This window comes from Pseudomonas sp. LABIM340 (genome assembly GCF_040017195.2).
In the GTDB taxonomy this organism is placed as follows: Bacteria; Pseudomonadota; Gammaproteobacteria; order Pseudomonadales; family Pseudomonadaceae; genus Pseudomonas.
The window spans coordinates 1,819,901-1,832,120 of record NZ_CM200227.1 but is presented as its reverse complement, the minus strand read 5'-3'; the positions used below and the strand labels follow the sequence as shown (position 1 = coordinate 1,832,120).

The following is a 12,220-nucleotide window of genomic DNA, read 5'->3' as shown; positions in this document are numbered from 1 at the left end:
CTATCAGTAGTCGGCTTCAGCTTCTGCTTCGGCTTCCGCCGCAGCGAGCTCGGCCTTGGTCGGCGGAGTCTGCTTGGACAGCAGTTGGTCACGGATAGCCTTGTCCAGGGTGGTGCAAACCTCGGCGTTGTCTTCCAGGAACTTGGCAGCGTTCGCCTTGCCCTGGCCGATCTTGCTGCCCTGGTAGCTGTACCAGGCGCCAGACTTCTCGATCAGACCCAGCTGTACGCCCAGGTCGATGATCTCGCCAGTGCGGTAGATGCCGCGGCCGTACATGATCTGGAACTCGGCCTGACGGAACGGCGGAGCAACCTTGTTCTTCACGACCTTGACGCGGGTTTCGCTGCCGACCACCTCGTCACCTTCCTTCACCGCGCCGGTACGGCGGATGTCGAGACGGACGGAGGAGTAGAACTTCAGCGCGTTACCACCGGTGGTGGTTTCCGGGTTGCCGAACATCACGCCGATCTTCATGCGGATCTGGTTGATGAAGATAACCAGGCAGTTGGCGTTCTTGATGTTGCCGGTGATCTTGCGCAGCGCCTGGGACATCAGGCGGGCCTGGAGGCCGACGTGCTGATCGCCCATCTCGCCTTCGATTTCGGCTTTCGGTACCAGGGCAGCCACGGAGTCGACGATGATCACGTCAACGGCGTTGGAGCGCACCAGCATGTCGGTGATTTCCAGGGCCTGTTCGCCGGTGTCCGGCTGGGAAACCAGCAGGTCGTCGACATTGACGCCCAGCTTGCCGGCGTAGTCCGGGTCCAGCGCGTGTTCGGCGTCGACGAAGGCGCAGGTGGCGCCGACTTTCTGCGCCTGGGCGATGACCGACAGGGTCAGCGTGGTCTTACCCGAGGATTCCGGACCGTAGATCTCGACGATACGGCCGCGCGGAAGACCGCCAATGCCCAGCGCGATGTCCAGACCCAGCGAGCCGGTGGAGATGGCGGGGATAGCCTGGCGCTCATGGTCGCCCATGCGCATGACCGCGCCTTTGCCGAATTGGCGTTCGATCTGTCCCAGGGCCGCGGCCAGGGCGCGCTTCTTGTTGTCGTCCATTGAAGTCCTCGCGAAGTCAGGCGGCCGGGCGGCCACGAACAACTGTATAAGTAGCCAGTATTATTCCACAGGGCAAGCCGCTCGCCTACCCCTGAATCGGATTTTCGCCGTCCGCCAGTCGCAACAGCCCTTCCAGAGCGGTCGCCACGGTCTGCCGGCGCACAGCTTCCCGATCACCGGCATAAAGACGGCGTTCGCTGAACACCTGTTCGCCTTTCCTCCAGGCCAGCCAGACGGTGCCTACCGGCTTCTCGGCAGAACCGCCGTCCGGCCCGGCAATACCACTCACCGCTACAGCAATATCCGCCCCGCTACGAGGCAGGGCGCCGGCAACCATCGCCTCGACCACTTCGCGGCTCACCGCGCCGACTTGGGGGAACAATTCGACCGGAACGTCCAGCTGACGAGTCTTCTGGCTGTTGGAGTAAGTCACATAGCCCGCCTCGAACCAGGCGGAGCTGCCGGAAATACGGGTTATCGCCTCGGCTATTCCTCCACCGGTGCAGGATTCAGCGGTGGTGACGCGCAATTTATTGGCAGCCAGCCGTCCTCCAAGTCGGGAGGAGAGCTCGGTAATAAAGGAATCGGTAACGGGCACGGTGCGCTCCGGGGTTAAAGAAGGCCAGGCGGATACCGTACACTAGGCGCTTTTGCATGTTGAAGCCGGACAGCCAGAAGCCATGAGTCAGAGCGACCTCTCCGCCCACACACCGATGATGCAACAGTACTGGAGGCTGAAGAACCAGCACCCGGACCAACTGATGTTCTACCGCATGGGCGACTTCTACGAGCTGTTCTACGAGGACGCCAAGAAGGCCGCCAAGCTGCTGGACATCACCCTGACCGCGCGCGGCCAGTCCGCCGGCAACTCCATTCCCATGGCCGGCATTCCCTTCCACTCCGCCGAAGGCTACCTGGCCAAGCTGGTGAAGCTCGGTGAATCGGTGGTGATCTGCGAACAGATTGGCGACCCGGCCACCAGCAAGGGCCCGGTGGAACGCCAGGTCGTACGCATCCTGACTCCCGGAACCGTCAGCGACGAAGCGCTGCTCGACGAGCGCCGCGACAACCTGATCGCTGCCGTGCTCGGCGACGAGCGCCTGTTCGGCCTCGCCGTGCTGGACATCACCAGCGGCCGTTTCAACGTCCAGGAAATAAAAGGCTGGGAAACCCTGCTGGCCGAACTGGAGCGCCTGAATCCCGCCGAGCTGCTGATCCCCGACGACTGGCCCCAGGGCCTGCCGGCGGAGAAGCGCCGTGGCGCGCACCGCCGCGCGCCCTGGGACTTCGATCGCGACTCGGCGAAGAAAGGCCTGTGCCAGCAGTTCGGCGTGCAGGACCTCAAGGGCTTCGGCTGCCAGGAGCTGACCCTGGCCATCGGCGCCGCGGGTTGCCTGCTGACCTACGCCAAGGAAACCCAGCGCACCGCGCTGCCGCACCTGCGCAGCCTGCGTCACGAGCGCATCGACGACACCGTGATCCTCGATGGCGCCAGTCGCCGCAACCTGGAGCTGGACACCAACCTCGCCGGCGGCCGCGACAACACGCTGCAGTCGGTAGTCGACCGTTGCCAGACTGCCATGGGCAGCCGGCTGCTGACCCGCTGGCTGAACCGCCCGCTGCGTGACCGTGCCGTGCTCGAAGCTCGCCAGGAGTCCATTGCCTGCCTGCTGGAGCGTTATCGCTTCGAAGTCCTCCAGCCGCAGCTGAAGGAAATCGGTGACGTCGAACGAATTCTCGCCCGAATAGGCCTGCGCAACGCCCGCCCGCGCGACCTCGCTCGCCTGCGCGATGCCCTCGCCGCCCTGCCGGAACTGCAGACTGGTATGACCGAGCTGGAAGCCCCGCACCTGGGCGAACTGGCCGTCAGCATCCGTACCTACCCGGAATTGGCCGACCTGCTGGCCCGCGCGGTGATCGAGAACCCGCCGGCCGTGATCCGCGATGGCGGCGTCATTGCCCGCGGCTACGACGCCGAGTTGGACGAGCTGCAGATGCTCAGCGAGAACGCCGGTCAGTACCTGATGGACCTGGAGACTCGCGAGAAGGCCCGCACCGGCCTGCCGAACCTGAAGGTCGGCTACAACCGCATCCACGGCTACTACATCGAATTGCCCCGCGTACAGGCCGAACAGGCCCCTGCCGACTACATCCGCCGCCAGACCCTGAAAGGCGCCGAGCGCTTCATCACGCCGGAACTGAAGGCCTTCGAAGACAAGGCGCTGTCGGCCCAGAGCCGTGCCCTGGCTCGCGAGAAGCAGCTCTACGAAGAACTACTGGAACTGCTGATCGGCCAACTGGCGCCACTACAGGACACCGCTGCCGCTCTGGCCGAACTGGACGTGCTGTCCAACCTCGCCGAGCGTGCACTGAACCTCGACCTGAACCGCCCGCGCTTCGTCGAAGAGTCCGGCATCCTCATCGAGCAGGGCCGTCATCCGGTGGTCGAGCAGGTGCTGGATACGCCCTTCGTCGCCAACGACCTTAACCTCGATGAAGACACCCGCATGCTGGTGATTACCGGCCCGAACATGGGCGGTAAATCGACCTATATGCGGCAAACAGCGCTAATCGTGCTGCTAGCGCACATCGGTAGTTTCGTTCCGGCCGCGCGCTGCGAGCTGTCCCTGGTAGACCGAATTTTCACCCGCATCGGCTCCTCCGACGATCTCGCCGGCGGCCGCTCCACCTTCATGGTAGAAATGAGCGAAACCGCGAACATTTTGCACAACGCCAGCGACCGCAGCCTGGTGCTGATGGACGAAGTGGGCCGTGGCACCAGCACTTTCGACGGCCTGTCGCTGGCCTGGTCCGCCGCCGAACACTTGGCCAAACTACGCGCCTTTACCCTGTTCGCGACGCACTATTTCGAGCTGACCGTGCTGCCCGAAAGCGAACCGGCGGTGGCCAACGTCCACCTGAACGCCACCGAACACAACGAGCGCATCGTGTTCCTGCACCACGTACTGCCCGGCCCTGCCAGCCAGAGTTATGGCCTCGCGGTTGCACAATTGGCCGGTGTGCCGGGTGCGGTAATTCAGCGCGCCCGCGAGCATCTGTCGCGCCTGGAAACCACCAGCCTGCCCCATGAAGTACCGCGTTCGGCCGACCCGAAAAGCCCGGCGCCACTGCAAAGCGACCTGTTTGCCAGCCTGCCGCACCCGATCGTCGAAGAGCTGATGCGTGTCAGCCCCGATGACCTGACACCGCGTCAAGCTCTCGAATTGTTATATGCATGGAAGATGCGGGTCTGACGGACCGCTGGACAAGCTGCTAGAATCGCGCGCGCTTAGCCGCCCGCCTGAGGAGAAAATTAGAAATGACCTTCGTCGTCACCGACAACTGCATCAAGTGCAAATACACCGACTGCGTGGAAGTATGCCCGGTGGACTGCTTCTACGAAGGCCCGAACTTCCTGGTCATCCACCCGGATGAGTGCATCGACTGCGCCCTGTGCGAACCGGAGTGCCCGGCGCAGGCGATCTTCTCCGAGGACGAGGTCCCGGATGGCATGCAGGAGTTCATCGAGCTGAACAAGGATCTGGCCGATGTATGGCCGAACATCACTGAGAAGAAGGATTCCCTGCCGGACGCCGAAGAGTGGGACGGCAAGCCGAACAAGATGCAGTATCTGGAGCGCTGATTTCCAGCACCTCCGGAAATAGAAAAGGCCCGCCTAGTGCGGGCCTTTCTGCATCTGGAGCTTCACTTTTCTGCAGGCAAAAAAAGGGGCGGGATAACCCGCCCACTCTTTCTTCCCTTCTTCATCATCCTGATGAACCGCATCCTGCGGTGGGTCCTGACCGACATCCTTACCGGCCTGCGCCTTTCCGTGTACGCAGAAGTGATATTACCCGCCTGCAGGAACGCGGCAACTGGGACACTTCCGCGCATACATCGCTGACGGCATCCCATACCTTAATAAAAATACTTATAAAACAATAAGATACGAAAAGTCGACGTTAAAACTGGCGGTACTTCAAGCTGAACGCTCACACACTGTGTAAGCGAATGCTTACATCGCGACGAATAAAAAAGCCCGGAATCATCCGGGCTTCTTCGTTGTCGGTCTGAACGCTACTGGAACAATGCGTCGCTCGACAGGCCGTTCTTCTCGAGAATCTCGCGCAGACGCTTGAGGGCCTCGACCTGGATCTGCCGAACCCGCTCGCGGGTCAGGCCGATTTCCTGGCCGACTTCCTCCAGGGTGCTGCTTTCATGGCCGCGCAGGCCGAAGCGGCGAATCACCACCTCGCGCTGCTTGTCGGTCAGTTCCGACAGCCAAAGGTCGATGCTCTCGCTGAGGTCGTCGTCCTGCAGCAGCTCGCAGGGATCGGTAGGACGGTCGTCGGTCAGGGTATCGAGCAGAGTCTTGTCCGAATCCGGGCCGAGGGAGACATCCACCGAAGTGACCCGCTCATTCAGACCGAGCATCCGTTTGACCTCTTCCACCGGCTTCTCGAGCAGGTTGGCGATTTCCTCGGGCGACGGCTCGTGGTCCAGCTTGTGGGTCAGCTCGCGAGCGGCCCGCAGGTAGACATTGAGTTCCTTCACCACATGGATCGGCAAACGAATGGTGCGGGTCTGATTCATGATGGCCCGTTCGATGGTCTGACGAATCCACCAGGTTGCATAGGTGGAGAAGCGGAAGCCACGTTCGGGGTCGAATTTCTCCACCGCGCGGATCAGCCCGAGGTTGCCCTCTTCGATCAGGTCGAGCAGGGACAGGCCGCGGTTGACGTAACGTCGCGCGATCTTCACCACCAGACGCAGGTTGCTTTCGATCATTCGCCGCCGACCGGCCGGGTCGCCCTTCTGCGCGAGACGCGCGAAATGGACTTCCTCTTCCGGAGTCAGGAGCGGCGAGAAACCGATTTCATTCAGATACAGCTGGGTCGCGTCGAGCGCGCGGCTGTAGTCGATGTGCTTGTGTTGCTTGAGAGAAGAGAATGAGGTGGCTTTAGGAGTGACTCGAAGCGATACCTGCTCTTCGGCAAATGACTCTTCGAGGATGATGCCAGGCTCCAGCAGGAGCACTTCATCATCGACGTCAAACTCCGGCCCTTCTTTTTTAAGTGCCATGTCGTTATCCCTTGCTGAGTTCGACAACAAGCCCAGGTGTTTCCTTATCCTTAGGACACCTAGGCCCGCTCACCCACGCAGGGGAACAGCTACCGTCAACGACTTGGCAGGTATTGCAGCGGATCTACAGGTTTACCCTGGCGGCGAATCTCGAAGTGCAGCTTCACCCGGTCGGTCCCTGTGGAGCCCATCTCGGCAATGTTCTGCCCGACTTTGACCTGTTGCCCTTCCCGCACCAGCAACCTGCGGTTGTGACCGTAGGCGCTTACGTAGGTATCGCTGTGCTTGATGATCACGAGTTCGCCGTAGCCCCGCAAACCACTACCGGCGTACACCACCGTGCCATTAGACGCAGCCAGGACAGGCTGGCCCAATTGCCCGCCTATATCAATCCCTTTATTCAAACTGCCGTTTGATGCAAAACGCCCAATAAGAGTGCCATTGGTTGGCCATATCCAGCCCCCCGGAGCGCCGCCTGCGACCGCCGGAGTTCCGCCACTGGCGGGCGGCTGCGCTGGAGTCGTGACGGCAGGCGTGGTCGGTTTGCTGGCGGTCGCCGGGGTAGATGTCGGTTTGTTGACGATGACCGGCGCGACAGGCGTCGTATTTTTTGCGACAGACGGTGCTGTCGACGAGCCACCATCGAAGCGGATGGTTTGGCCCGGGCGAATGGTGTACGGCGCGGAGATGTTGTTGCGTGCGGCCAGGGCTTTCCAGTCCCAGCCGTAACGGAAGGCGATGGAGTACAGCGTGTCACCGCGACGCACCAGATACTGCCCGCTGGTGACAGCCGGCTTCTGCTGGGCGTTGCGATCCACCACGGTCGTGGTGCTGCGCGAGGTTGAAGAACAGGCCGCCAGCAGAGAGCAGACGGCAATGGCCACCACAGCGTGGCCCAGGCCCTTGATCCAGTTCCGTTGACACAGGGTCGCTGTCAAGCTCACCCATCCCCCTTATCCATGAATTGACGTCCAGCCTCACTGGCCGGCAGTTACCGCAGCCTTGACCGGCTTGCTCTCAGCCTAGCGGACCGTTGAGCAGCGGGACGAAGCGTACGGAATCCAGCACCTGGCGCTGGAAGCCGTCCTCGGTGCGGACGATCAGCATCAGTTGCTGCACCTCGCCGCCACCGACCGGAATCACCAGCCGCCCCCCGGGCGCCAGCTGGTCCAGCAACGCCTGCGGAACCTCCGCCGCTGCCGCGGTGACGATGATGCCGTTGTAAGGCGCCAGGGCGGGCCAGCCTTCCCAGCCATCGCCCCAACGAAAGACAACATTTCTCAGGTTTAGCTCCGCAAGTCGCTCCTTGGCGCGATCCTGCAGGGCCTGGATGCGCTCGACGGAGAACACCCGCTCCACCAGTTGCGACAGCACGGCGGTCTGGTAGCCGGAGCCGGTGCCGATCTCCAGCACCTTGTCCAGCGGGCCGGCGGCCAGCAGCAACTCGGTCATCCGCGCCACCATGAAGGGCTGCGAGATGGTCTGGTTGTGCCCGATGGGCAGCGCGGTGTCTTCGTAGGCGCGGTGCGACAGCGCCTCGTCGACGAACAGGTGGCGCGGCGTACGACGGATCACTTCCAGCACGTGGGCGTTGGACAGGCCCTCTTCGTACAGACGCTGGATCAGGCGCTCGCGGGTGCGCTGGGAGGTCATGCCGATCCCGCCGCGGCGCGACAATTCATTGGCCATGGTCGAGCCCTCCGAGCCAGTCGCCAAGGACATTGAACGCCTCCCGGAAGGTCCGGTCCATCTGCAGCGGCGTGATCGACACGTAACCCTGCATGACCGCGTGGAAATCGGTGCCCTCGCCGCCATCCTCGGCATCGCCGGCAGCGGCGATCCAGTAGCCTTCCTTGCCACGCGGGTTGACCACCTTGACCGGCGGCTTGGCGCGGGCGCGATGCCCCAGGCGGGTCAGCTGGATGCCCTTGATGCGCTCCAGCGGCAGGTTGGGAATGTTCACGTTGAGCACAGTGCGCGGCGGCAGCTCGAGCTTCTCGTGGGATTCCACCAGCAGCCGGGCGAAGTGCATGGCGGCCGGCAGGTTGTCGGTCAGGCGCGAGCAGAGCGAGAAGGCGAAGGCCGGGCGGGACAGGAAGCGCCCTTCCAGGGCCGCCGCCACGGTGCCCGAATAGAGCACGTCGTCGCCCAGGTTGGCGCCGAGGTTGATACCCGAGACGACCATCTCCGGCACGTCGTCGAGCAGGCCGTTGAGGCCCAGGTGCACGCAGTCGGTCGGGGTGCCGTTGAGGCTGATGAAACCATTGCCCAGGCGATGAGGATGCAGCGGCCGATCCAGCGTCAGCGAACTACTCGCTCCGCTACGATCGGCTTCCGGGGCGATCACGATGCAGTCCGCATAGTCGGACAACGCGTCGTGAAGCGCGGCGATACCGGGTGCAGTGACCCCGTCGTCGTTGGCAATCAATATGCGCATGGGCTTTCCGTCTGCCCTGCCGGCACGAGGTCGATCAGCTCGCGCACTACCACGGTGGCGAAGCAGCCAGCCGGCAGGACGAATTCCAGTTGCAGAATGTCAGGGGCGGGATAATGCCATGTAAGACCCGGGATGGGGAGGCGCAGAATGCGCCGTTCGTGCGCCATGTCCGCACTGGCGAGCCACTGGCAAAGCGCCATCTCGGCTTGCTGCACGCTGCGCTCGATCTCTCCGGGCTGGTTGGCTGCCGGTGAATCGCCCTCCCCCCACATCGGGCCGGTGGGGTGCAGGTCGAGTGCGGCGAGGCGCGGATCGGAGCATTCCGCTTCGCCGGCAGGGAAGAAGCTGCGGCTATCGGTGAACGCCAGCAGGTCGCCGACCAACGCCTGGTTCCAGGTGCCTTCCGCGACGCGGCGGGCCAGAACCTGGTTGAAGACGTAACTGCGAGCCGCCGAGAGCATCCGCGAGCGCATGTTGCGATGTTCCGGCAGCTTGCCGCGCTCGGCGAAGCTGCGGGCGTCGAAGACGTTGCCGCCGTCATGGCCGAAACGCTGGGTACCGAAGTAGTTCGGCACGCCTTGGGCGAGGATGGCCTTCAGACGCGCTTCGAGCTGCTCGCGATCCGCCTGCAGCTCGGTCAGGCGCAGGGTGAAGCCGTTGGCCGAATGCGCGCCGCGTTGTAGCTTGCGGCGATGGCGATTGCGCTCGAGGATGCGCAGGCTGTCGTCCTCGGCGGCGGCCAGGTCCGGATCGGACTTGCCCGGCAGGTGCAGGCTGAACCACTGGCGGGTCAGCGCCTGGCGATCCTTGAGGCCGGCGTAGCTGATCATCTTCACCGGCACGCCGGCAGCACGGGCCAGGCGACGGGCCGCTTCCTCGGTGTTCAGGCCGCGCTTCTCGACCCACAGCCAGAGGTGTTCGCCGTCATCGGAGAGTGGGATGTCCAGCACTTCGTCGACCTGGAAGTCTTCCGCCACGGCCTTGAGCACCGCACTTCCACAGGCGTCGCCATGGGCGCGCGGGCCCAGCAGTTCCAGCTCCGTCATGCGCGAACCAGCAGGGCGACAGCGTGGACCGCAATGCCCTCTTCACGGCCGGTGAAGCCGAGCTTCTCGGTGGTGGTGGCCTTGACGTTGACCTGGTCCAGTTCGACCTTCAGGTCGGCGGCGATGGTCTCGCGCATGCTCTGGATGTGCGGGGCCATCTTCGGCGCCTGGGCGATGATGGTGGTGTCGACGTTCTCCACCTTCCAGCCCTTGGCTTCCACCAGGCTCAGCACGTGGCGCAGCAGCGCGCGGCTGTCGGCACCCTTGAACTGCGGGTCGGTGTCGGGGAAGTGCTTGCCGATGTCGCCCAGCGCACAGGCGCCCAGCAGGGCATCGGAGAGCGCGTGCAGCAGCACGTCGCCGTCGGAGTGGGCGACGAGCCCGAACTTGTGGGGAATACGCACGCCGCCGAGGGTGATGAAGTCGCCCTCGCCGAAGCGGTGCACGTCGTAGCCATGTCCGATACGCATGAAAAAACGCCCTGTAGATGTCAGGGCGTCGATTCTACCGGATCACTGCCCCGAGGGTGTCAGCCACAGAGCGCCGCGGCGTGGTGGCGCAGGTGATCTTCGATGAAGCTGGCAATGAAGTAGTAGCTGTGGTCGTAGCCGGGCTGCAGGCGCAGCTCCAGCGGATGACCGACCGCAGCGGCGGCTTCACGCAGGGCTTCGGGCTTGAGCTGCACGGCGAGGAAGTCGTCGCGCTCGCCCTGGTCCACCAGGATCGGCAGGCGCTCACTGGCATTCGCCAGCAGCTCCACGGCATCCCACTCGCGCCAGGTCGCCGGGTCTTCACCGAAGAAGCGGCCCAGGGCCTTCTGGCCCCACGGGCAATCGCTCGGATGGGTGATGGGCGCGAAGGCCGACAGTGACAGATAGCGGCCCGGATTGCGCAGGGCACAGATCAGCGCGCCATGGCCCCCCATGGAGTGCCCGCTGATGCCGCGTTTCTGCGAGACCGGGAAGTTCGCCTCGATCAGCGCCGGCAGCTCCTGCACCACGTAGTCGTGCATGCGGTAGTGGCGCGCCCAGGGTTCCTGGGTGGCGTTGACGTAGAAGCCGGCGCCGAGGCCGAAGTCCCACGCGCCATCCGGATCACCCGGTACTTCCGGCCCGCGCGGGCTGGTGTCCGGCGCGACGATGACAATCCCCAGCTCGGCAGCCATGCGCTGGGCGCCGGCCTTCTGCATGAAGTTCTCGTCGGTGCAGGTCAGGCCGGACAGCCAGTACAGCACCGGCAGGCCAGCCTCGGGCTCGGCCTGGGGCGGCAGGTAGACCGCGAAGACCATGTCGCAGCCCAGGGTTGCGGAGCGGTGGCGGTAGCGCTGGTGCCAGCCGCCGAAGCTCTTCTGGCTGCTGATGAGTTCGATGGAATCCGTCATGGAGCCTCCTGTGAGGCCGGGCGCAAGGGGCGCCCGGCGGTTCGATCAGTAATGGATGACGGAGCGGATGCTCTTGCCTTCGTGCATCAGGTCGAAGGCCTCGTTGATCTTCTCCAGGCCCATGGTGTGGGTGATGAAGGTATCCAGCGGGATTTCGCCCTTCTGCGCTTTTTCCACATAGCTTGGCAGTTCGGTGCGGCCCTTCACGCCGCCGAAAGCGGAACCGCGCCAGACGCGGCCGGTGACCAGCTGGAACGGACGGGTGCTGATTTCCTGACCGGCGCCGGCGACGCCGATGATGGTGGATTCACCCCAGCCCTTGTGGCAGCACTCCAGTGCCGCGCGCATCAGTTGGACGTTGCCCACGCACTCGAAGGAATAGTCCACGCCGCCATCAGTCATTTCGACGATCACTTCCTGAATCGGCTTCTGATGATCCTTCGGATTGACGAAGTCGGTAGCGCCCAGTTCCTTGGCGATGTCGAACTTGGCCGGGTTGATATCGACCGCGATGATGCGCGCAGCCTTGGCCATCTTCGCGCCGATGATCGCCGCCAGGCCAATGCCGCCCAGGCCGAAGATGGCGACGGTAGCTCCCTCTTCCACCTTGGCGGTGTTCAGCACGGCACCGATGCCGGTGGTTACGCCGCAACCGAGCAGGCAGACCTTCTCCAGCGGCGCTTCCTCGGGGATCTTCGCCAGGGAGATTTCCGGCAGCACGGTGTACTCGGAGAAAGTCGAGCAGCCCATGTAGTGGAAGATCGGCTCGCCCTTGTAGGAGAAGCGGCTGGTACCGTCGGGCATCAGGCCCTTGCCCTGGGTGGCGCGTACGGCCTGGCAGAGGTTGGTCTTGCCGGATTTGCAGAATTTGCACTCGCGGCATTCGGCGGTGTACAGCGGGATCACGTGGTCGCCCACTTTCAGCGAGGTCACGCCCTCGCCCACCGCTTCGACGATGCCGCCGCCTTCATGGCCCAGGATGCACGGGAACACGCCTTCGGAATCCTGGCCGGACAGGGTGTACGCATCGGTGTGGCAAACGCCGGTGGCGACGATGCGCACCAGCACTTCGCCCTTCTGCGGCGGCGCCACATCCACTTCGACGATTTCCAACGGCTTGTTGGGGGCGAAGGCGACGGCGGCACGGGACTTGATCATCTGGAAACTCCTGAACAAAGGAAGCGACAACGCCCGCCTTGGGCGGACGGGTTCGGC

At 63.7% G+C, this 12,220-nt stretch carries 12 protein-coding genes; 2 read left to right on the top strand and 10 right to left on the bottom strand.

Annotated elements, in window-relative coordinates; genetic code table 11:
• Positions 1 to 3: 3 nt before the first annotated feature.
• On the bottom strand, positions 4 to 1,059 hold the full coding sequence (gene recA, locus ABKS89_RS08655) for a recombinase RecA (RefSeq protein WP_045210034.1): 1,056 nt from the start codon (positions 1,057 to 1,059) through the stop codon (positions 4 to 6).
• 85 nt (positions 1,060 to 1,144) lie between these two features.
• Positions 1,145 to 1,657, bottom strand: a complete 513-nt coding sequence (locus ABKS89_RS08650; protein ID WP_348587684.1) for a CinA family protein — start codon at positions 1,655 to 1,657, stop codon at positions 1,145 to 1,147.
• A gap of 82 nt (positions 1,658 to 1,739) precedes the next feature.
• On the opposite strand from ABKS89_RS08650, the gene mutS reads away from it, so the two are divergent.
• Positions 1,740 to 4,313: a DNA mismatch repair protein MutS gene (mutS, locus tag ABKS89_RS08645; protein ID WP_348587686.1), complete on the top strand. Its 2,574-nt coding sequence runs from the start codon at positions 1,740 to 1,742 to the stop codon at positions 4,311 to 4,313.
• A 65-nt stretch (positions 4,314 to 4,378) separates the two neighbouring features.
• A complete protein-coding gene (fdxA, locus tag ABKS89_RS08640; protein WP_015476292.1) occupies positions 4,379 to 4,702 on the top strand; it encodes a ferredoxin FdxA in 324 nt (107 codons plus the stop codon).
• 434 nt (positions 4,703 to 5,136) lie between these two features.
• Here the strand turns inward: fdxA and rpoS are convergent, their stop codons facing one another.
• From rpoS to ABKS89_RS08600, 8 genes are all read right to left on the bottom strand, one after another.
• Positions 5,137 to 6,141, bottom strand: coding sequence for an RNA polymerase sigma factor RpoS (gene rpoS, locus ABKS89_RS08635; RefSeq protein WP_348587688.1), 1,005 nt, complete (start codon positions 6,139 to 6,141; stop codon positions 5,137 to 5,139).
• Positions 6,142 to 6,236: 95 nt separating this feature from the next.
• Positions 6,237 to 7,085 (bottom strand): peptidoglycan DD-metalloendopeptidase family protein, encoded by an 849-nt coding sequence (locus tag ABKS89_RS08630; RefSeq protein WP_431312025.1) that lies wholly within the window; start codon positions 7,083 to 7,085, stop codon positions 6,237 to 6,239.
• 73 nt (positions 7,086 to 7,158) lie between these two features.
• Positions 7,159 to 7,794, bottom strand: coding sequence for a protein-L-isoaspartate(D-aspartate) O-methyltransferase (locus ABKS89_RS08625; protein ID WP_088418250.1), 636 nt, complete (start codon positions 7,792 to 7,794; stop codon positions 7,159 to 7,161).
• 25 nt (positions 7,795 to 7,819) lie between these two features.
• The gene (gene surE, locus ABKS89_RS08620; protein WP_348587690.1) at positions 7,820 to 8,578 is read right to left on the bottom strand and encodes a 5'/3'-nucleotidase SurE; all 759 of its coding nucleotides are present in this window, start codon (positions 8,576 to 8,578) and stop codon (positions 7,820 to 7,822) included.
• On the bottom strand, positions 8,566 to 9,624 hold the full coding sequence (gene truD, locus ABKS89_RS08615) for a tRNA pseudouridine(13) synthase TruD (protein ID WP_348587691.1): 1,059 nt from the start codon (positions 9,622 to 9,624) through the stop codon (positions 8,566 to 8,568). Before truD ends, surE begins: the two co-directional genes overlap by 13 nt.
• Complete coding sequence (gene ispF, locus ABKS89_RS08610) at positions 9,621 to 10,094, bottom strand: 2-C-methyl-D-erythritol 2,4-cyclodiphosphate synthase (RefSeq protein WP_138212686.1); 474 nt, start codon at positions 10,092 to 10,094, stop codon at positions 9,621 to 9,623. Before ispF ends, truD begins: the two co-directional genes overlap by 4 nt.
• A 59-nt stretch (positions 10,095 to 10,153) precedes the next feature.
• Positions 10,154 to 11,005, bottom strand: a complete 852-nt coding sequence (fghA, locus tag ABKS89_RS08605; RefSeq protein WP_348587693.1) for an S-formylglutathione hydrolase — start codon at positions 11,003 to 11,005, stop codon at positions 10,154 to 10,156.
• A 45-nt stretch (positions 11,006 to 11,050) separates the two neighbouring features.
• Positions 11,051 to 12,163, bottom strand: a complete 1,113-nt coding sequence (locus ABKS89_RS08600; RefSeq protein ID WP_348587695.1) for an S-(hydroxymethyl)glutathione dehydrogenase/class III alcohol dehydrogenase — start codon at positions 12,161 to 12,163, stop codon at positions 11,051 to 11,053.
• Positions 12,164 to 12,220 lie beyond the last annotated feature (57 nt).

Excerpts from the sequence above, each read along its gene's own strand:
- recA (WP_045210034.1), bottom strand. The coding sequence starts at position 1,059 with ATGGACGACAACAAGAAGCGCGCCCTGGCCGCGGCCCTGGGACAGATC.
- mutS (WP_348587686.1), top strand. The coding sequence starts at position 1,740 with ATGAGTCAGAGCGACCTCTCCGCCCACACACCGATGATGCAACAGTAC.
- fdxA (WP_015476292.1), top strand. The coding sequence starts at position 4,379 with ATGACCTTCGTCGTCACCGACAACTGCATCAAGTGCAAATACACCGAC.
- rpoS (WP_348587688.1), bottom strand. The coding sequence starts at position 6,141 with ATGGCACTTAAAAAAGAAGGGCCGGAGTTTGACGTCGATGATGAAGTG.
- ABKS89_RS08625 (WP_088418250.1), bottom strand. The coding sequence starts at position 7,794 with ATGACCTCCCAGCGCACCCGCGAGCGCCTGATCCAGCGTCTGTACGAA.
- surE (WP_348587690.1), bottom strand. The coding sequence starts at position 8,578 with ATGCGCATATTGATTGCCAACGACGACGGGGTCACTGCACCCGGTATC.
- truD (WP_348587691.1), bottom strand. The coding sequence starts at position 9,624 with ATGACGGAGCTGGAACTGCTGGGCCCGCGCGCCCATGGCGACGCCTGT.
- ispF (WP_138212686.1), bottom strand. The coding sequence starts at position 10,094 with ATGCGTATCGGACATGGCTACGACGTGCACCGCTTCGGCGAGGGCGAC.
- fghA (WP_348587693.1), bottom strand. The coding sequence starts at position 11,005 with ATGACGGATTCCATCGAACTCATCAGCAGCCAGAAGAGCTTCGGCGGC.
- ABKS89_RS08600 (WP_348587695.1), bottom strand. The coding sequence starts at position 12,163 with ATGATCAAGTCCCGTGCCGCCGTCGCCTTCGCCCCCAACAAGCCGTTG.